This window comes from Ideonella sp. (assembly GCF_041918995.1).
In the GTDB taxonomy this organism is placed as follows: Bacteria; Pseudomonadota; Gammaproteobacteria; order Burkholderiales; family Burkholderiaceae_C; genus Ideonella.
In genome coordinates this window covers 138281-157420 of record NZ_JAYRUN010000008.1, presented here as the reverse complement: position 1 = coordinate 157420, position 19140 = coordinate 138281, and the positions used below count along the sequence as shown (strand labels likewise).

Genomic DNA, 19140 nt, shown 5'->3' with positions numbered 1-19140 from the left:
CGCCCGGTCGCGCGGCCGCAGGGCCGTGCGTTGGCATGCGACGCGAGCGGGCCTAGTGTAGCGACCGTACCCCGTGGGCGCCGCCTCCTTCGTGCGCCCGGACACCTCACCGGAGACCCTCATGAACCGACTTCCCGTGCTCACGCTCGACGCTGGCCGCCCGCTCGGCGACGGCGTGGTGCTGGCCGTGCACGCCCCCTTCGGCATGGACGACCAGCTCAGCCGCTTCCCGGATGGCCAGACCACGCAGGTGGAGGCGCATCCGCTGGTGCTGGCGCTGGCCGACGTGGCGCGATGCGGCGTGCATGTGGTGGCGCTCATCGACCGCACCGACGACGACACCTGGCTGGTGGAGATCCCGGCCCACGCGACCGCCCCCCAGGTGGTGTCGCGCTGGAAGCACGACATGGCCTCCTGGCGCAGCCTGAGCGGCCTGCTGGTGCACGCCAGCCAGCGCTACCCGGGCGCCGCGCTGGTGCTGGCGCTGGAGGGGCACGGCGCGGGCTACCTGCCCGAGATCGACCGGCGGCACCTCACGCCGGCGCGTGTCACCGACGACGGCCGCTTCGAATGGCATTTCTCGGACACCGACGCGGCCCCCGTGCTGCCCGGTGGCTACCCGATCCTGCCGGGCGGCTACCCCATCCTGCCCGGTGGCTACCCCATCCTGCCCGCCAATGCCATGCCGCTGTCCACCTGGGGCCTCGGGCAGGCGCTGGCGCTGGCGCGCCAGCGTGGCGCGGCCCGGCCCGCGGTGATCCACTTCAACAACTGCTTCAACATGTCGGTGGAGGTGCTGCACACGGTGGCGCCGCATGCCGACTTCGCCACCGGCTACTGCAACTACAACTTCTTTACCTCGGGGGCCGCCTACCCGGCGGTGTTCCAGCTGCTGCAGGACAAGGGCAGCGCCACGGCCCGCGACCTGGCCCGCTGGTTCGCCGAGCAGAACCACGCCCAGCTGCTGCAGAAGCCGCATCACCCCACCGTCGCCGGCATGGTCGAGCTGGCGCGCATGGAGGGCATCGCCGCGGGCGTGGACCGCCTGGCCGATGCCATGCTGGCGGCGCTGCAGCCCGCTGCGCCGGCCGAACGGGCGGCGCTCATCGCCGTGATCCAGTCGGTCATCGAGAAGGCGCAGCAGTACGACTCCGAGCCGGGCTGGCAGCTGGAGACGCCGGACCAGCTCACCGACCTGCACAGCCTGGCGGCCGCGCTGGGCGACGCGGCCGTGGCCTACCCCGCCATCCGCGACGCGGCGCTGTCACTGAGCAAGCTGCTGGACGGCATCAAGGTCTATGGCGACAACGACGTGCCCTGGCTGGACGACTCCGGCCAGATCCGCTGGGATTTCAGCGCCCGGGCGCTGGCCATGAACATCTTCCTGCCCGACCCCCTGCGCACCGGGCAGTGGGATTGGCGCTCGGCCTACTACGTGGACGTGAACCCGCCGCAATCGCCGCCGCCCGTGCAGCCGGGCGTCATCGACTTCCTGAAGGAGACGAACTGGGTCGACTTCCTGGTCGAGTACCACAAGGACGTGCCCTTCCGTTCCTTCCATGTCGGCCGCATCCCGCCGCTGCCGGCCTTCAACCCGCGGTACGACGGGCCCAAGGGCACGCCGCCCGAATGCGGACGGCCGCGCCCGCGCTGGCCGCTTGGCCGGATTGCGCAGCGCCTGCTCGATGCGGCCCGGCGGCAGGCCGACTGACGCGCCGCGATCGTCCAGGGGTCGTCTTGCCGGGACGGCCCCGGGCCGCACGCGCATGCGTCGCGCTGCCACTCGGTCCGCGATGCAATACGTTCCACGCCGCCGGCCCCCGGCGGCCTTCCCGGCACCACCCAAGGAGTACGCCATGACCACCCTCGAAGACCTGCTGCTGGCCGAGCAATCCCGCTGCCGCCAGCTGGCCCGCGAATACGCCGAGCTGGGCTCGGCGGCCGCCTTCGCCCGGGCGCTGCTCGACGATTGCCTGCGTGGGGCGGACGAGGCCCGGCACTCGCACGACGCCGCGGCCATGCAGGCGGCGCTGGAGCGGCTGCAGCGCTTCCAGACGCTGAACCAGCTGGCCATCCTGGTCTCACGCGGGCTGCCGTCGGCGGCCAGCCTGGCCCGGAACCTGCCCGCCGCACGCGCCCCGATGCCGCCGATGCGGCCGCAGGAGCAGTTCTTCACCTGGACGCGCGCGCTGGCGTGACGGCCGCTGGCGCGCCGGCGGGCGGCCGCTTCCTACAATCGGCGCCTTCTGTGTCCTGTTTCCTGTTGCCGCCATGCCCGTGAACTACCGCACCCCCGATTTCGCCACCCTCGCGCCGGTGGCCGGCGTGGAGCTCGGCATCGCCGAGGCCGGCGTGCGCAAGGCGAACCGCAAGGACCTGGTGGTGATGACCCTGGCCGAGGGCGCCTCGGTGGCGGGCGTGTTCACGCGCAACCGCTTCTGCGCCGCGCCGGTGCAGGTCTGCCGCGAGCACCTGGCCGCAGCGCCGGCGATCGGCGGTGTCCGCGCGGTGGTGGTGAACACCGGCAACGCCAACGCCGGCACCGGCGCGGACGGCCTGGCGCGCGCTCGCCGCACCTGCGCCGCGCTGGCCGGCCAGCTGGGGCTGGCGCCGCAGCAGGTGCTGCCGTTTTCCACCGGCGTCATCATGGAGGCCCTGCCGGTGGAGCGCATCGAGGCCGGCCTGCCCGCGGCGCTGGCCGACCGCTCCCCCGCCCACTGGGGGCGGGCGGCCGAGGGCATCATGACCACCGACACCGTGCCCAAGGCCGCCTCGCGCACGCTGTCGATCGGCGGCCGGGAGGTGCACGTCACCGGCATCTCCAAGGGCGCGGGCATGATCCGGCCGAACATGGCCACCATGCTGGGCTTCATGGCCACCGACGCGGTGGTGGACCCGGCCCTGCTGCAGCCGCTGGTGAGCGCCGCGGCCGATGCGTCGTTCAACCGCATCACCATCGACGGTGACACCTCCACCAACGATTCCTTCGTGCTGGTCGCCACGCACCAGGCCGGCCACGCCCGCATCGATTCGCTGGACAGCGCCGACGGCCGTGCGCTGCAGGCGGCCGTGTTCGACGTGGCGCGCGAGCTGGCCCAGGCCATCGTGCGCGATGGCGAAGGCGCCACCAAGTTCATCGCGGTGCAGGTGGAAGGCGGGCGCACCGAGGACGAGTGCCGCCAGGTGGCCTATGCCATCGCGCATTCGCCTCTCGTCAAGACGGCCTTCTTCGCCAGCGACCCCAACCTGGGCCGCATCCTGGCGGCGGTGGGCTACGCCGGCATCGACGACCTCGACCAGGGGCTGATCGACCTGTTCCTCGACGACGTGCACGTCGCCCGCCAGGGCGGCCGCCACCCCGACTACCGGGAGGAGGACGGCCAGCGGGTGATGAAGCAGGCCGAGATCGCCGTGCGGGTCGGCCTGCACCGGGGAGAGGCGCAGACCACCGTGTGGACCTGCGACCTGTCGCACGACTACGTGAGCATCAACGCCGACTACCGCTCCTGAGCCGCTGCGGCGCCCGCTGTCCCCGGCGGGTTCAGGGGGTCGGCGAGGCGGGAGGCAGGTCCAGCTCGCCGCGGAACTCCACCTTGCCGCGCAGGCGCGCACGCGGGTGCACGTCCAGCAGCGCGTCGTAGAGCGCGTCGCCCAGCAGGGTGGCCGAGCCGGTGATCTCCAGCGTCTGGCGCGCCACCACCGTGCCACGCACCCGGCCCTCGATCAGCACGTGGTCGGCCTCGATGGTGCTGCCCTCGACGAAGCCGGTGGGGCCGATGTGCACGGTGCCGCCCGACTCGAGGCGGATGTCGCCCTTGAGGTGGCCGTCCACCTTGATGCCGAGGTCGACGCGCGCGCTGAAGGTGCCCTCGAACAGCGCGCCTTCGGCCACCAGGCTGGAGATCGCATTGAGCTGCTCCACGGGCACCAGGCGGGCCGGGGTGCGGTCGGTGTCGCTGCCGTTCACGGTGAGGTCTCCTTGGCGGAATCGGTGGGCGCGGTCCATGGTACTGCAGGGCCCGCACCCGACAGCCCGCCTGTCAGCAGCAGCACGGGCAGCAGTGCCGACAGCGCCACGCGCAGGGCCCACGCCGCCCACCGCTGGCGCACCCGCCGCCGCGCCACCTGGGCGCCGCGGCGCGAGGAGCGGGCCAGCGCCGCGCGGCGCAGCTCGTCGGTGGTGGCCACGCGTGGACGGCCCGCCGGGCCATCAGGTGCGGCCGACATCGCCCTCGGGGCGCACGCGCTCCAGCTGCGCATTGAGGTCGGCGCCGTTGACCTGCAGGTGGGTGTACCGGATGCGGCCGCTCACGCAGGCCGTGTCGTGCAGCGACACCCGGCCCCCGGCCGCGTCGAGCAGGCCGTCGGCGCGCCCGAGCACGGAAATGTGGCGGGCGGTCACGTCGCCCGTCACCGAGCCGGTGGCCGCCACGGTGACATGGCCGCCATCGCCGCCTGGGCCGGCCTGCACGTGCAGGTTGCCCCGCACCTCGCCGGCCACCGACAGCGAGCCGTCGATCAGGGCATCACCGACGAACCGCAGGCCTTCGCCCAGGGTGGACAGCCCGCGCATCCGGGCCGGGGCGGCCGCCACCGCCTGCTGCGACGGCAGCAGCGTGGGCAGCTGCCGGGTTTCCGGCATGGCCTGGCCCATGGGCACGGCAGGGGAGTCGGGCAGGGCGCTGTCGTCGGGGTCCATGGCGGGTCGTCGGGCAGTGGGGGACGATGCGGGGCGCGTGCGGGGCGGCTCAGCCCCCCTGCAGCACCGGCAGCGAGCGCGAGGCGCGCAGCGTGCGGAAGGGGCCCTGCAGGACCGCCCCATCATACATACGCAGCTTCGCCGCGATGAGGGTGCCGGTGGACACGCCGGTGCTGGCCACATAGGCCGTGCCCTGGCATTCGATCTCCGTCTGGTCGTCGACCTCGTCCTCGGTGTCTGCGGGGTGGCCGAGCGCACCGAACACGTAAAGATCGCCCAGCACGCGGAAGCGGCCGACCAGGCGGGCACCGTGCCACACCACCAGCCGGCCGGCGATTTCCCCCTGCCCATGCAGGCTGCCCTGGAGCAGCAGGCCGCCCTTGAAATGGAAGTCGCCGGCCAGCAGCGTGTCGGGCGCCACGCGGTTGACGATGTGCAGCCGCACCGGGTCGATGACCAGGGTGTCCTGCGGGCGGTCGGGCGGGGCGGGCGGATCGGCGCGTGTGTCCATGGCGGGAAGGGCGAAAGCGGCGTCAGCCCAGCCAGCCGGCGGCACGGGCGAGCGCCCACAGCAGCGCCGGCCAGGCCACGAGCAGCCCGGCCAGGGCCGCCGCGAGGCGGCGGCGGGCCCGGCGTGCGGCCCATGCCGACTGGGGCTGGCCCGCTGGGACGGCCGGGCTGCCGGACAGCAGCGCACGCGCTGCGGCGGCGAGCTGCTCGGCCTCGGTGCCGCTGAGGCGCCAGGTCAGGCCCGCGGGGGGCTCGCGGCGCACGGTGTCGCCCGGCCCCAGCGTGAGCGACACCGGGGCGCCCACCACCTGCTCGGTGAAGTAGCGGTCGATCGCGTCGCGGTCGTGCATGGCCGGATTATGGGCCGCCCCCTGGCCTTGGGGTGCGTGGCGCTTGCCGCGCCGAGGGGGCGGCTGCTAGGATCGGCGCTCACCTCCTGATCCGCCCCCCCGATGAACTCCACCTCTGCCACCTCCCGTTGCGCCCGCGGTCACCGACCGCTGGCCGCACCGTGCATGGCGGGGGTGCGCCCGCGCCTGCCCTAGCTGGCACCGTCGCCCGGTCACACCGGGCGGTCCGCCGGCTCTCCCCGGCGGAAGCATCGGACACGGCCTTCCTCTTTCGCCGCCTCTTCTCTTCCGGCCGGCCCCGTGCGGGGCAGGCCCCTTGTGGCATTCCGCCGAGAAAGCGATGTGCGCCATGGGCATGACGCTCACGACCTTGCTCTCCCGTGCCCGGGCGCGTGTGCGCCTGGCCCCCGACGACCTGCTGCGCGACCGGGTGTACCGCCGCCTGTGGACGTCCATCCTCATCAGCTCGCTGGGCGGGCAGGTGACCATGCTGGCGCTGCCCCTCACCGCGGCGGTGCTGCTGCATGCCAGCCCCACGCAGATGGGCTGGCTGACCGCGATGGAGATCGCGCCGTTCGTGCTGTTCTCGCTGCCGGGCGGCGTGTGGCTCGACCGCGTGCGCAAGCTGCCGGTCTACATCGGCGGCGAGACCGTGCTGGCCTTTGCCGTGGCGAGCGTGCCGCTGGCCTGGTGGGCAGGCTGGCTCACGATGGGCTGGTTGTACGCCGTGGGCTTCTTCATCGGCACGGTGTACACCGTGGCCGGCTCGGCCGCGCAGGTGGTGCTGACCCAGGTGGTGCCCCGTACCCGCCTGGTGGAGGCGCACGCCAAGAACTCGCTCGCCAGTTCGGGCGCCGAGGTCGCGGGCCCCGGGGTGGCCGGCGCCCTCATCCGCCTGCTAGGCGCACCGGTCGCGCTGCTGGTGGACGCGTGCGCGCTGCTCGGCTCCGCCCTCATCCTGCGCGGCGTGCGCGTCAACGAGACGCTGGCCCCGCCCGTGGCCGGGCGCTTCTGGACCGACCTGAAGGTGGGCCTGCGCTTCGTGGTGCACCAGCGGCTGCTCGTGGCGCTGGCGGTGTGCGTGGGCGCGCTGCAGCTGTGCCACCACGCGGCGCTGGTGGTGCAGATCCTGTTCGCCACCCGCGTGCTCGGCATGAGCGAGCAGGCCGTCGGCCTGAGCTACGTGGGGCTGGGCATCGGCACCGTGGGCGCCAGCCTGCTGGGCGACCGCATCAGCCGCCGCATCGGCCCGGGCCCCTGCATGGTGGCGGGCTTCGCGGTGGCGGGCAGCGGCTGGGCGATCCTGTCGCTCGCGCCGGTGGGGCCGTGGGGCGTGGCGGCCTTCGCCCTCATGCTCGGCCTGTTCGGCATGGGCGCGGTGATGGTGTTCATCAATTTCCTGGCCCTGCGCCAGGCGGTGACGCCCGAGCCCTTGCTGGGCCGCATGACCAGCACCATGCGCTGGCTCACGCTGCTGCCGGCCGGCCCCGGCGCGCTCATCGGCGGCTGGCTGGGTGAGCACGTGGGGCTGCGCGCGGCGCTGGGCTTCGCCGGCGGCGGCGCCCTGCTGCTGGGTGCGCTGGCCTGGCAATGGCGCACGCTGCGTGACGTGCGCAGCCTGCCATCGACGGCCCCGGCCGCCGCGCCGGGGCGGGCGGCCGAGGCGCTGGCGGAGGGCACCGTGTGATCCGCCTCGGGCGACCCGCCTCAGGGTCGTCTCAGGGCCGGCTCAGGGCCGGCTCAGCAGGGGCCGTCCGCCACGAACACGTCCACCGCATCGGTGATGATGCCGTCCACCCCGGCCGCCTGCAGCTCCGCGGCGCGGGCCGGGTCGTTCACCGTGTAGACCAGGGCCCGCAGGCCGGCCTGGTGCAGGCGGGCAACCAGCGCGGCGTCCATGAGGCGATGGTGGGTGATGGCGGCCACGCAGCCCAGCGCGAGCGCCACGTCGAGCCAGCCGGGCCAGTCGGTGTCGACCAGCAGGGCGCGCCGCAGCCGCGGTGCCGTGCTGCGGGCGCCCTCCAGCGCCTCGGGGCGGAAGGATGACAGCAGCGGCGGCCGGGGATCGCCGGCCCACAGGCGCAGCACCTCCGCGGCCACCACCTCGCCGGTGCGCCGCTCGTCGCCCGGGGTGGGCTTGATCTCCAGGTCCAGCCCATGGCCGTTGCGGCGCAGCCAGGCGGCCACCGCGGCCAGGCTGGCCGGCGGCTCGCCGGCGAACGCCCGGCTGTGCCAGCCGCCGGCGTCCAGGCGCGACAGCGCCGTCCACGGCAGGTCGGCGGCGCGGCCGGTGCCGCTGGTGGTGCGGTCCAGCGTGTCGTCGTGCAGCAGGAAAGGCACGCCGTCGGCCGAGAGCTTCACGTCGCACTCGAAGGCCCGCCAGCCGTGCGAGGCGCCCACGCGGAACGCCGCCAGCGTGTTCTCGGGCGCCAGCTTGCCGGCGCCGCGGTGGGCGATCCAGAAGGGGTACGGCCAGTCGGGCAGCACGGCGGCCACGGTCACTCTCCCAGGCGGCGGCCGCTGGCCGCGTCGAACCAATGCAGATGGGCAGGCGCCACCACCACGGGCAGCGGCTGCCCCATGGCGGGCGCGGGCAGCGTGCTGGGAATGCGCAGGGTGAAGGCCGCGCCGCCTGCGCCGCCCAGCCGGCCGTGCACCAGGCGCTCGGCGCCCAGCATCTCCACCAGCTCGACCTGCAGCGACCACGCGCCGGGTGTGCCCGCAGGCGCGGGCTCGGCATGCTCCGGCCGCACACCGAGCGTGACCGCGCCCTGCGCCGGCGCCGCGGCCGGCAGGGACAGCCGCGCCTGGCCCACCTGCAGGCCGGCGCCGTCGGCCTGGCCGGCCAGCAGGTTCATCGGCGGCGAGCCGATGAAACTGGCGACGAAGGTGGTGGCCGGGCGGGTGTAGACGTCCTCGGGGCTGCCGATCTGTTCCACCTGCCCCGCGTTCATGACGATCATGCGCTGGGCCAGCGTCATCGCCTCGACCTGGTCGTGCGTGACGAACAGCGAGGTGACGCCCAGCTCCGCGTGCAGCTTCTGGATCTCCAGCCGGGTCTGCGCGCGCAGCTTGGCGTCCAGGTTGGACAGCGGCTCGTCGAACAGGAACACCTGCGGCTGGCGCACGATGGCCCGGCCCATGGCCACGCGCTGGCGCTGGCCGCCCGAAAGCTGCCGGGGCTTGCGCTCGAGCAGGTGGCCCAGCTCCAGGATCTGCGCGGCCTTCTTCACCCGCTCGTCGATCTCGGCCTTGGGGCGGCGCGCGATCTTCAGGCCATAGGCCATGTTGTCGTACACGCTCATGTGCGGGTAGAGCGCGTAGTTCTGGAACACCATGGCGATGTCGCGCTCGGCGGGCTCCAGGCGGTTCACCACGCGCGGCCCGATGGCGATCTCGCCCGCGGTGATCTCCTCCAGCCCGGCCACCATGCGCAGCAGGGTGCTCTTGCCGCAGCCCGAGGGCCCCACGATGACGATGAATTCGCCGTCGGCGATCTCGGCGTTCACGCCGTGGATCACCGCGTTGGCGCTGTCGCCGCGGCCGTAGGTCTTGCGGACGTCGCGAAGGGAGATGCTGGCCATGGGAGGGGTCGGAGGGTGACTCTCGTGTCGTTATTTCTCGGCGTCCACCAGGCCCTTGACGAACCACTTCTGCATCAGCAGCACCACCAGTGCCGGCGGCAGCATGGCCAGCATGGCGGTGGCCATGACCAGCGGCCATTCGGTGAGCGCGTCGCCGCCGACGATCATGCGCTTGATGCCGATGACGGCGGTGTACATCGACTCGTCGGTGGTGATGAGCAGCGGCCAGAGGTACTGGTTCCAGCCGTAGATGAACTGGATGACGAACAGCGCGGCGATGGACGTGCGCGACAGCGGCAGCAGCACGTCGACGAAGAAGCGCATGGGGCCGGCGCCGTCGATGCGGGCGGCCTCGGTGAGCTCGTCCGGCACCGTCATGAAGAACTGGCGGAACAGGAACGTGGCGGTGGCCGACGCGATCAGCGGCAGGGTGAGGCCGACGTAGGAGTTCAGCATGCCCAGGTCGGACACCACCTGGAAGGTGGGGATGATGCGCACCTCCACCGGCAGCATCAGCGTCACGAAGATCATCCAGAAGAAGGTGCGGCGCAGCGGGAAGCGGAAGTAGACGATGGCGAAGGACGCGATGAGCGAGATGGCGATCTTGCCCACGGCGATGACGATGGCCATCACCAGGCTGTTGAACATCATCGGCCCCACCGGCGCGCCGGCGCCGCGCGTGGAGCCGCCGAACAGCACCTGGCTGTAGTTGGCCCAGCCGTGGCTGCCCGGCGTGAGCGGCATGGGCACGGCCAGCACCTCCTCCAGCGTGCGGGTGGAGGCGACGAAGGTCACGTACAGCGGGAAGGCCACCACCGCCACCGCGAGCAGCAGCAGGCCGTGGCTGAGCAGGTCGAGCCCGCGGCGGTTCTGGATCATCCGTACTGCACCTTGCGCTCGACGAAGCGGAACTGCACCACCGTGAGCGCGATCACGATGGCCATCAGGATCACCGACTGCGCCGAGGAGCCGCCGAGGTCGGCCGATTTCACGCCGTCGGTGTACACCTTGTAGACCAGGATGTTGGTGGCCTGGGCCGGGCCGCCGGCGGTGGTGGCGTCGATCACGCCGAAGGTGTCGAAGAAGGCGTAGACGATGTTCACCACCAGCAGGAAGAAGGTGGTGGGCGACAGCAGGGGGAAGACGATGGTCCAGAAGCGCCGCACCGGCCCGGCGCCGTCGATCGCCGCCGCCTCCAGCAGCGACGGCGGGATGGACTGCAGGCCGGCCAGGAAGAACAGGAAGTTGTAGCTGATCTGCTTCCAGGTGGCCGCCAGCACCACCAGCAGCATGGCCTGGTCCCCGCGCAGCACCCAGTTCCAGTCCACGCCCATCAAGCGCAGGCCATGGCTGACCACGCCGACGCTGGGGGCGAAGAGGAACGCCCACAGCACACCCGCCACGGCCGGCGCCACGGCGTAGGGCCAGATCAGGAGGGTGCGGTAGACGAGCGCACCGCGGGCCACCCGGTGGGCCAGCGTGGCCAGCGCCAGCGAGATGGCGATGCCCAGCGAGGCCACCAGCACGCTGAACACGGCCGTGGTCTGGAACGACGCCAGGTAGCCGGTGTCGTGCCACAGCGCCTGGAAGTTGGCCCAGCCGGCGAACTCGGTGCGTTCGCCGAACGGGTCCTGCAGCTGCATGGAGAACCACAGGGCCTGCAGCGCCGGCCAGAAGAAGAAGACCACCGTGACGGCGATCTGCGGCAGCACCAGCGCATAGGGCAGCCAGCGGTTGCCGAAACCGACGCGTTGACCCATGGGGCGGATTATTCCTTGGCGGTGGCTTCGAAGCGGCGCAGCAGCTCGTTGCCCCGGCGCACGGCCTCGTCCATGGCGGCCTGCGCCGTCTTCTTGCCGGCCAGCACCGCCTCGATCTCCTCCTCGATCACCTCGCGGCCCTGCACGTAGTTGCCGAAGCGCAGGCCCTTGGAGTTGGCGGTGGGCGCCTTGTAGGTGAGCTGGCGCACGGCGATGTCGGCGCCGGGCACCTTGTCGTAGTAGCCGGCCTTCTTCGCGGCGTCGTAGGCGGCCAGGGTGATGGGCACGTAGCCCGTCTGCTCATGCCACTTCACCTGCAGGTCGGTCTTCGACAGGTAGCTCAGGAACTGCGCCACGCCCTTGTATTCCTCGGGCTTCTTCTTGCCCATCACCCACAGGCTGGCGCCACCGATGATGGAGTTCTGCGGCGCCCCGGCCACGGTGTCGTGGTAGGGCAGCAGGTTCACCGAGAACGGGAACTTGGCGTTCTTGCGGATGTTCGCCTGCGCGCCGGAGCTGGAGGTCAGCATGGCGCACTCGCCGCTGAAGAACTTGGCCTCCGCCTCGTTCTTGCGGCCGGCGTAGGTGAACCAGCCGTTCCTGGCGAAGTCCGCCAGCATCTGCACGTGGGCCACGTGGGCGGGCGAGTTGATCCTGAACTCGGTCTTCACGCCGCCGATGCCGTTCTCCAGCGTGCCGATGGGCAGGTTGTGCCAGGCGCTGAAGTTCTCCACGTGCACCCAGGCGGGCCAGCCGGTGGTGTACACGCAGGCCTGGCCGCTGGCCTTGAGCTTGCCGGCGACCACGCCGAACTCCTTCCAGGTGGCCGGCGCCTTGGGCGGCAGGCCGGCCTTCTTGAAGGCCTCTTCGTTCACGTAGAACACCGGCGTGGACGAGTTGAAGGGCATGGACAGCATGTTGCCCTTGCGGTCGGTGTAGTAGCCCGCGACCGCCGGCAGGTAGGCCTTGGCGTCGAAGGGCTGGCCGGCGTCCTTCATGAGCTGGTGCACGGGCTTGATGGCGCCCTGCGCGGCCATCATGGTGGCGGTGCCCACCTCGAACACCTGCACGATGTGCGGCGGGTTGCCGGCGCGGTAGGCGGCGATGGCGCCGGTCATCGATTCGGGGTAGCTGCCCTTGTAGACGGGGACGACCTTGTAGCCCGTCTGCGAGGCATTGAAGCCCGTGGCCAGCTCGGTGACCCGCTCGCCCAGGGCGCCGGTCATGGAGTGCCACCACTGGATCTCCACCTGCGCGCGGGCGGGCAGGGGGGCCAGGGCGAGGCCGCCGGCGAGGGCGGCGGCCAGGGCGATCGGGGTGAGGCAGCGGGTCATGTGTGCTCCAAGGGCGGGTGGCGCAGGCTGGAAGCGCGCGAGTATCCGCCGAGTCCGTGACAGATTTCTGCGTTGTGTCATGGGGACGCCACGGCCGGTACCGGGCAGATCCGGCTTGACGGCGACGGCGCCGCGGCCACCCGGCGCGCCAGCCACGGAAAATGCTGCGCTGCGGTACGATTCACCCTCACGTGCCCCTACAGGCGTCCGCGTGGCCTGCAGGCGTGGGCCCGGCCGCCGCGACTGGTCTGCCCATGAACGCCCCGCTGCCCGCCGACACCCTCCAGCCGACTGACCCCGACGGCCAGGGCCACCCGCCGCACGGTGCCGCGCCCCGGCTGCGCGAGATCCCCTACAACTACACCTCGCTGTCCGACCGCGAGATCGTCCTGCGGCTGCTCGGCGAGCGCGCCTGGACCCTGCTGGACCGCCTGCGCGACGAGCGCCGCACCGGCCGCTCCGCGCGCATGCTGTACGAGGTGCTGGGCGACATCTGGGTGGTCCAGCGCAACCCGTACCTCGAGGACGACCTGCTGGACAACCCCAAGCGGCGGGGCCTGCTGATCGACGCACTGCACCACCGGCTGACCGAGGTGGAGCGCCGCCGCACCCCGGCGGACGACGCCGAGCGCGATGCGCACGTGGGCGAGCTGCTGGCGGCGGCCCGCTCGGCCGTGGAGCGCTTCGCCCGCCGCTTCGACGACGTGGCCGCGCTGCGCCAGCGCACCCGCAAGGCGTTCAGCCGCCACACGGCGCGCGACAACATCAAGTTCGACGGCCTGTCGCGCGTGTCGCACGTGACCGACGCCACGGACTGGCGCGTGGAATACCCCTTCGTCGTGCTCACGCCCGACAGCGAGGCGGAGATGGCCGGCCTGGTGGCGGCCTGCATCGAGCTGGGCCTCACTGTCATCCCGCGCGGAGGCGGCACCGGCTACACGGGCGGCGCGGTGCCGCTCACCTGGAAGAGCGCGGTGATCAACACCGAGAAGCTCGAGGCCATGACCGAGGTGGAGCAGGTCAGCCTGCCCGGCGTGGACCGGCCGGTGGCCACCGTCTGGACCGAGGCCGGTGTGGTCACCCAGCGCGTGGCCGACGCGGCCGAGCGGGGCGGCCACGTCTTCGCGGTGGACCCGACCTCGGCGGAAGCCAGCTGCATCGGCGGCAACATCGCCATGAATGCCGGCGGCAAGAAGGCGGTGCTGTGGGGCACGGCGCTGGACAACCTGGCCAGCTGGAAGATGGTGACGCCCCAGGCCACCTGGCTGGAGGTGGTGCGCCTGAACCACAACCTCGGCAAGATCCACGACGTGGAGGTGGCCAGCTTCGAGCTGCGCCACTTCGACGCCACGGGCAAGGTGCTGCAGCGCACCGAGCGGCTGGACATCCCCGGGCGCGTGTTCCGCAAGGAAGGGCTGGGCAAGGACGTCACGGACAAGTTCCTCGCCGGCCTGCCGGGCATCCAGAAGGAAGGCTGCGACGGCCTGATCACGAGCGCACGCTGGGTGGTGCACCGCATGCCCGCGCACACGCGCACCGTGTGCCTGGAGTTCTTCGGCAACCCCAAGGACTGCGTGCCGTCCATCGTCGACATCAAGGACTTCATGTTCGCCGAGGCGAAGCGCCCGGACGGCGCGGTCCTGGCCGGCCTGGAGCACCTGGACGACCGCTACCTCAAGGCCGTGGGCTACGCCACGAAGAGCAAGCGCGGCGGCCTGCCCAAGATGGTGCTGATCGGCGACATTGTGGGCGACGACGCGGACGCGGTGGCGCGCGCCACCAGCGAGGTGATCCGCCTGGCCAACGGCCGCTCGGGCGAAGGCTTCGTGGCCGTGTCGCCCGACGCGCGCAAGAAGTTCTGGCTCGACCGCAAGCGCACGGCCGCCATCAGCCGCCACACCAACGCGTTCAAGGTGAACGAGGACGTGGTGATCCCGCTGGAGCGCATGGGCGAGTACACGCTCGGCATCGAGCGCATCAACATCGAGCTCAGCCTGCGCAACAAGCTGGCGCTGCTGGACCGGCTGCTGGCCTTCTTCACCCGCGGCGAGCTGCCGCTGGGCAAGACGGACGACGCCGGCGAGATCCCCAGCGCCGAGCTGCTGGAAGACCGCGTGCAGCAGGCGCTGGCGCTGCTGCGCCAGGTGCAGGCGCTGTGGCAGGGCTGGCTGCTGGGGCTGGACGTCGTGCAGGCCGACGCCCAGCGCAGCTATTTCGACCAGCTGCAGGACGGCTCGCTGCGCGCGTCCTGGAAGCGCCAGATCTTCCAGCCGCTGCAGGCCATCTTCGCCGGCGCGGCCTTCACGCCCATCCTCGACGAGACGCGGCGCCTGCACCAGGAGGTGCTGCGCGGCCGGGTGTGGGTGGCGCTGCACATGCACGCCGGCGACGGCAACGTGCACACCAACATCCCCGTCAACTCCGACAACTACGAGATGCTGCAGACGGCCCACGAGGCCGTGGCGCGCATCATGGTGCTGGCGCGCTCGCTGGGCGGCGTGATCTCCGGCGAGCACGGCATCGGCATCACCAAGCTGGAGTTCCTCACCGACGACGAGCTGGCCAACTTCGCGGCCTACAAGCAGCGGGTGGACCCGGAGGGCCGGTTCAACAAGGGCAAGCTGCTGCGTGGCACCGCGCTGGCGGCCCTGGCGGACGCCGACGTGCACGCGGCCGACCTGAGCCACGCCTACACGCCCAGTTTCGGCCTGATGGGCCACGAGTCGCTCATCATGCAGCAGAGCGACATCGGCGACATCGCCAACTCGGTGAAGGACTGCCTGCGCTGCGGCAAGTGCAAGCCGGTGTGCGCCACGCATGTGCCGCGCGCCAACCTGCTGTACAGCCCGCGCAACAAGATCCTGGCCACCTCGCTGCTGGTCGAGGCCTTCCTGTACGAGGAGCAGACGCGCCGCGGCGTGTCCATCCAGCACTGGCAGGAGTTCGAGGACGTGGCCGACCACTGCACGGTCTGCCACAAGTGCTTCAACCCCTGCCCGGTGAAGATCGACTTCGGCGACGTGTCGATGAACATGCGCAACCTGCTGCGCAAGATGGGGCAAAAGAGCTTCCGCCCGGGCAACGCGGCGGCGATGTTCATGCTCAATGCCACCAGCCCGCAGACCATCAAGCTGGCGCGCACGGCGATGGTGGGCGTGGGCATGCGCGCGCAGCGCGTGGCCAACGACGTGCTCAAGCTCGCGGCGCGCAAGCAGACGGCCGCGCCGCCGGCCACCGTGGGCAGCGCCCCGGTGAAGGAGCAGGTGATCCACTTCATCAACAAGAAGATGCCGGGCGGCCTGCCCAAGAAGACCGCCCGCGCGCTGCTGGACATCGAGGACAAGGCCTACGTGCCCATCATCCGCGACCCGGCGCGCACCACGGTGGACAGCGAGGCGGTGTTCTACTTCCCCGGCTGCGGCTCCGAGCGCCTGTTCAGCCAGGTGGGCCTGGCCACGCAGGCCATGCTGTGGCAGGCGGGCGTGCAGACCGTGCTGCCGCCGGGCTACCTGTGCTGCGGCTACCCGCAGCGCGGCTCGGGCCAGTTCGACAAGGCCGAGGCCATGATCACGGACAACCGGGTGCTGTTCCACCGCGTGGCCAACACGCTGAACTACCTGGACATCAAGACCGTGGTGGTCTCCTGCGGCACCTGCTACGACCAGCTGCAGGGCTACAAGTTCGAGGAGATCTTCCCCGGCTGCCGCATCGTCGACATCCATGAGTTCCTGCTGGAAAAGGGCATCACGCTGGACGATGCCCATGGCCGGGGCACGGCCTACCTCTACCACGACCCCTGCCACACGCCGCTGAAGCAGCAGGAGCCCATGAAGACCGTGAAGGGCCTGGTGGGCGACGGCGTGAGCAAGAGCGAGCGCTGCTGCGGCGAGTCCGGCACGCTGGGCGTGAGCCGGCCCGACATCGCCACCCAGGTGCGCTTCCGCAAGGAAGAGGAGATCCGCCGCGCCGAGGCCCAGCTGCGCAGCAGCGGCCAGGTGGGTCCGAAGGACAACCTGAAGATCCTCACCTCCTGCCCCAGCTGCCTGCAGGGCCTGTCGCGCTACCAGGACGACCTGTCCAATGGCCTGCTCGAGGCCGACTACATCGTGGTGGAGATGGCCCGCCGCCTGCTGGGCGAGGACTGGATGCCGGATTACGTGCGCCGCGCCAACGACGGCGGCATCGAGCGGGTGCTGGTGTGAGCGGGGAGCCGGTGCCCGGCTGCGAGCTGTGCGCCGCCGCGTCGCCCACCGGTGCCTGGCAGGTGGTGGCGGCCGACGATCGCCTGCGCGTGCTGCGGGTGCTCGATGCCCCGGCCTTCCCGGCCTTCTACCGGGTGGTCTGGCGCACGCACGTGGCCGAGTTCTCCGAGCTGTCCGCGGCCGACCGGCTGCACTGCATGGAGGCGGTGGCAGCGGTGGAGCAGGCGCTGCGCCAGGCCCTGGCCCCCACCAAGATCAACCTCGCCTCGCTGGGCAACGTCGTGCCCCACCTGCACTGGCACGTGGTGGCGCGCTTCGCCTGGGACAGCCATTTCCCGGCGCCCATCTGGGCGGCGGCCCAGCGGGCCTCGCCGGACGACGCCGCGGCGCAGGTGGCATCGCGGCTGGCCGCGGTGGATGCCGCCATCGAGGCCGCGCTGGCCGGCCTGTCGCCCGGCCGCGGGTAGGATGGCGGCCATGTCCGCCTCCGCCCGCTCCCCGCAGCCCACCGCCGTCACCGTCCACCAGTCCTCGCGCGTGCTGGAGATCGCCTTCGACGATGGGGCGCACTTTCGCATCCCCTTCGAGCTGATGCGCGTGTACTCGCCCTCGGCCGAGGTGCAGGGCCACGGCCCGGGCCAGGAGGTGCTGCAGACGGGCAAGCGCGACGTGGTCATCGAGGCGGTCGAGCCGGTGGGCCACTACGCCCTGCAGCCGCGCTTCTCCGACGGCCACGACAGCGGCATCTTCACCTGGGAGTACCTGTACCGCCTGGGAGCCGAGCAGGACGCGCTGTGGGCCCGCTACGAGCAGCGCCTGGCCGAGGCCGGCATGGAACGCGACTTGCCCATGGCGCCCAGCAGCGGCGGCGCCTGCGGCCACCATTGAATCGCATCATGAGCCAGACCCATTTCGGTTTCCAGACGGTCGACGAGGGCGAGAAGGCCCGGCGCGTCAAGGGCGTGTTCGACTCGGTCGCGTCCAGGTACGACGTGATGAACGACCTCATGTCCATGGGCATGCACCGGGCATGGAAGGCCTACACGGTGGCCGTGGCCAACCTGCGCGAGGGCGATCGCGTGCTGGACATCGCCGGCGGCACCGGCGACCTCTCCCGCGCCTTCGCCCGCCGCGTGGGGCCCACGGGCCGCGTGGTGCACACCGACATCAACGAGGCGATGCTGCGCACCGGCCGCGACCGGCTGCTGGACGAGGGCCTGGCCCTGCCCACCACCATTTGCGACGCCGAGAAGCTGCCCTTCAAGGACGGCAGCTTCGACCTCGTGAGCGTGGCCTTCGGCCTGCGCAACATGACGCACAAGGACGCCGCGCTGGCGGAGATGGGCCGCGTGCTGCGCGACGGCGGGCGCCTGCTGGTGCTGGAGTTCTCCCGCGTGGCCGAGCCGCTGCGCAAGCCCTACGACTGGTACTCGTTCCAGGTGCTGCCGCGCCTGGGCCAATGGGTGGCCGGGGACGCCGAGAGCTACCGCTACCTGGCCGAGTCCATCCGCATGCACCCGGACCAGGCGACGCTCAAGGCCATGATGAAGACCGCGGGCTTCGGCCACGTGGACGTGCACAACCTGTCCGGCGGCGTGGTGGCGTTGCACGTCGGCATCAAGTGCTGAACCTCAGCCGGCGGCAGGTGCGCGCGGCGCGGCTCAGCCTGCCTGCAGGCTGGTGGCACAGCGTCGGCATCATGGCGGCCCTGGCGCCCAGCGAGGTCACCGGCCTGTCGCTGGCCGCCGAGTCGGCGCTCGCCGTGTGGCTGCTCATCTGGCAGGGGGCGCAACGTGCCTACCCCCTGCTCGGGCCGATGTCGCTGGTGCGGCGCCTGCGCTTCATGTGGCATGCGTGGCGGCGCCGGCGCGAGTGGCGCGGCCTGCGCCAGGTGCCCGCCGAGTCCGCGTTGGGGCGCGCGCTCGCGACGCGAGGCGGCATGGTGCATGTGATCGCCTGGCCCTACGTGCACCGCGCCTGGTCCGTGCGCCAGCGGGTGGACACCGTGGTGGCCCACTACCGCGAGGTCGATCGCCAGCCCTGGCTGCAGGTGCCGGCCGGCCAGCGTGCGGTGCTGGCGCGCCTGCCCCTGGGGGACGGGGAGCTCACCCTGCAGCTGGACCAGCCGGCGTGGATGGCCAAGGAAGGCGAGCTCACGCTCAGCCTGTTCGAGGGCGACCTGCGCCTGTACTCCGTGGCCTTCTCCATCGGCCAGCGACGCGGCCGGCCGGTGGTCTACGTGGGCGCCATCCAGGGCCGCTCGGTCGACGGCGCGCAGGAGCGTTACGTGGCGCTCACCCGCGAGCTGCACGGATGCCGCCCGCGCGACCTGCTGCTGCAGGCCCTGCTGATGCTGGCCGAGTCGCTGCGCATCGACCAGGTGCTCGCGGTGTGCGACTTCTACCGCCAGCACCGCGAACCCCGGCTGTTCGCCCGGCTGGACCGCCACATTCCCAGCGCCAACTACGACGAGATCTGGCGCGACCGTGGCGGCGTGGAGACCGTGGACGGCTTCTTCGTCTTCGACACGGCCTGGGCGCCGCGGCCGCTCGAGGCCGTGCCGGCCAAGAAGCGCGCCATGTACCGCCGCCGCTACGAGCTGCTGGGACAGCTGCGTGACACCGTGCAGGCGCTGGCCCAGGGCAACCGGCTGCCGGCGGACCTGATCGACACCCCGCCGCGCTGAGCGCGCGGCGCCGCG

19 protein-coding genes are annotated in these 19140 nt (G+C 71.9%); 9 read left to right on the top strand and 10 right to left on the bottom strand.

The features are described 5' to 3' along the window. Window positions 1-121 precede the first annotated feature (121 nt). The 3 genes from ACE3UN_RS09340 (at window position 122) to argJ (ending at window position 3510) form a co-directional block, all read left to right on the top strand. Window positions 122-1711, top strand: a complete 1590-nt coding sequence (locus tag ACE3UN_RS09340) for a clostripain-related cysteine peptidase (RefSeq protein ID WP_374674660.1) — start codon at window positions 122-124, stop codon at window positions 1709-1711. 145 nt (window positions 1712-1856) lie between these two features. Next, window positions 1857-2198 carry a hypothetical protein gene (locus ACE3UN_RS09335; RefSeq protein ID WP_374674659.1) on the top strand — a complete coding sequence of 114 codons (342 nt, stop codon included), beginning with the start codon at window positions 1857-1859 and terminating at the stop codon, window positions 2196-2198. 73 nt (window positions 2199-2271) lie between these two features. Further along, a complete protein-coding gene (gene argJ / locus ACE3UN_RS09330; RefSeq protein WP_374674658.1) occupies window positions 2272-3510 on the top strand; it encodes a bifunctional glutamate N-acetyltransferase/amino-acid acetyltransferase ArgJ in 1239 nt (412 codons plus the stop codon). A gap of 31 nt (window positions 3511-3541) precedes the next feature. On the opposite strand, the gene ACE3UN_RS09325 is transcribed toward argJ, so the two are convergent. From ACE3UN_RS09325 to ACE3UN_RS09305, 5 genes are read right to left on the bottom strand one after another with little or no spacing between them, the layout of a single operon-like run. Then, window positions 3542-3967: a polymer-forming cytoskeletal protein gene (locus ACE3UN_RS09325; protein WP_374674657.1), complete on the bottom strand. Its 426-nt coding sequence runs from the start codon at window positions 3965-3967 to the stop codon at window positions 3542-3544. Then, window positions 3964-4188, bottom strand: a complete 225-nt coding sequence (locus ACE3UN_RS09320; RefSeq protein WP_374674656.1) for a hypothetical protein — start codon at window positions 4186-4188, stop codon at window positions 3964-3966. Before ACE3UN_RS09320 ends, ACE3UN_RS09325 begins: the two co-directional genes overlap by 4 nt. A 22-nt stretch (window positions 4189-4210) precedes the next feature. Continuing rightward, entirely contained in the window at window positions 4211-4699 is a 489-nt protein-coding gene (locus tag ACE3UN_RS09315; RefSeq protein WP_374674655.1) for a polymer-forming cytoskeletal protein, read from the bottom strand. Window positions 4700-4748: 49 nt separating this feature from the next. Beyond that, window positions 4749-5210 (bottom strand): polymer-forming cytoskeletal protein, encoded by a 462-nt coding sequence (locus ACE3UN_RS09310; protein WP_374674654.1) that lies wholly within the window; start codon window positions 5208-5210, stop codon window positions 4749-4751. Window positions 5211-5232: 22 nt separating this feature from the next. Continuing rightward, on the bottom strand, window positions 5233-5559 hold the full coding sequence (locus tag ACE3UN_RS09305; RefSeq protein WP_374674653.1) for a hypothetical protein: 327 nt from the start codon (window positions 5557-5559) through the stop codon (window positions 5233-5235). A 349-nt stretch (window positions 5560-5908) separates the two neighbouring features. Here ACE3UN_RS09305 and ACE3UN_RS09300 point away from each other — a divergent pair, with 349 nt between their 5' ends. Beyond that, complete coding sequence (locus ACE3UN_RS09300; protein WP_374674652.1) at window positions 5909-7246, top strand: MFS transporter; 1338 nt, start codon at window positions 5909-5911, stop codon at window positions 7244-7246. Window positions 7247-7299: 53 nt separating this feature from the next. Here the strand turns inward: ACE3UN_RS09300 and ugpQ are convergent, their stop codons facing one another. The 5 genes from ugpQ to ugpB are packed head-to-tail and all read right to left on the bottom strand — an operon-like array spanning window position 7300 to window position 12237. Beyond that, complete coding sequence (gene ugpQ / locus ACE3UN_RS09295) at window positions 7300-8055, bottom strand: glycerophosphodiester phosphodiesterase (RefSeq protein WP_374674651.1); 756 nt, start codon at window positions 8053-8055, stop codon at window positions 7300-7302. Window positions 8056-8057: 2 nt separating this feature from the next. After that, window positions 8058-9143, bottom strand: a complete 1086-nt coding sequence (locus tag ACE3UN_RS09290; RefSeq protein WP_374674650.1) for a sn-glycerol-3-phosphate import ATP-binding protein UgpC — start codon at window positions 9141-9143, stop codon at window positions 8058-8060. 30 nt (window positions 9144-9173) lie between these two features. After that, entirely contained in the window at window positions 9174-10022 is an 849-nt protein-coding gene (gene ugpE / locus ACE3UN_RS09285; protein ID WP_374674649.1) for a sn-glycerol-3-phosphate ABC transporter permease UgpE, read from the bottom strand. Then, a complete protein-coding gene (gene ugpA, locus ACE3UN_RS09280) occupies window positions 10019-10903 on the bottom strand; it encodes a sn-glycerol-3-phosphate ABC transporter permease UgpA (RefSeq protein WP_374674648.1) in 885 nt (294 codons plus the stop codon). The genes ugpE and ugpA overlap by 4 nt, the downstream gene beginning before the upstream one ends. Window positions 10904-10911: 8 nt before the next feature. Further along, entirely contained in the window at window positions 10912-12237 is a 1326-nt protein-coding gene (gene ugpB / locus ACE3UN_RS09275) for a sn-glycerol-3-phosphate ABC transporter substrate-binding protein UgpB (RefSeq protein ID WP_374674647.1), read from the bottom strand. A 254-nt stretch (window positions 12238-12491) separates the two neighbouring features. Between ugpB and ACE3UN_RS09270 the strand changes: the two genes are divergently transcribed. Genes ACE3UN_RS09270 through ACE3UN_RS09250 form a run of 5 tightly spaced genes read left to right on the top strand, consistent with a single transcriptional unit; the run spans window position 12492 to window position 19125 of the window. Continuing rightward, window positions 12492-16439, top strand: a complete 3948-nt coding sequence (locus tag ACE3UN_RS09270; protein ID WP_374674646.1) for a DUF3683 domain-containing protein — start codon at window positions 12492-12494, stop codon at window positions 16437-16439. After that, window positions 16436-16906 carry an HIT family protein gene (locus ACE3UN_RS09265; RefSeq protein ID WP_374674645.1) on the top strand — a complete coding sequence of 157 codons (471 nt, stop codon included), beginning with the start codon at window positions 16436-16438 and terminating at the stop codon, window positions 16904-16906. The genes ACE3UN_RS09270 and ACE3UN_RS09265 overlap by 4 nt, the downstream gene beginning before the upstream one ends. A 1-nt stretch (window position 16907) precedes the next feature. Then, on the top strand, window positions 16908-17327 hold the full coding sequence (locus ACE3UN_RS09260; RefSeq protein WP_374674644.1) for a gamma-butyrobetaine hydroxylase-like domain-containing protein: 420 nt from the start codon (window positions 16908-16910) through the stop codon (window positions 17325-17327). An 8-nt stretch (window positions 17328-17335) separates the two neighbouring features. Then, a complete protein-coding gene (ubiE, locus tag ACE3UN_RS09255) occupies window positions 17336-18067 on the top strand; it encodes a bifunctional demethylmenaquinone methyltransferase/2-methoxy-6-polyprenyl-1,4-benzoquinol methylase UbiE (protein WP_374674643.1) in 732 nt (243 codons plus the stop codon). Then, window positions 18061-19125, top strand: a complete 1065-nt coding sequence (locus ACE3UN_RS09250; protein ID WP_374674642.1) for a DUF535 family protein — start codon at window positions 18061-18063, stop codon at window positions 19123-19125. The genes ubiE and ACE3UN_RS09250 overlap by 7 nt, the downstream gene beginning before the upstream one ends. Window positions 19126-19140: the final 15 nt, after the last annotated feature.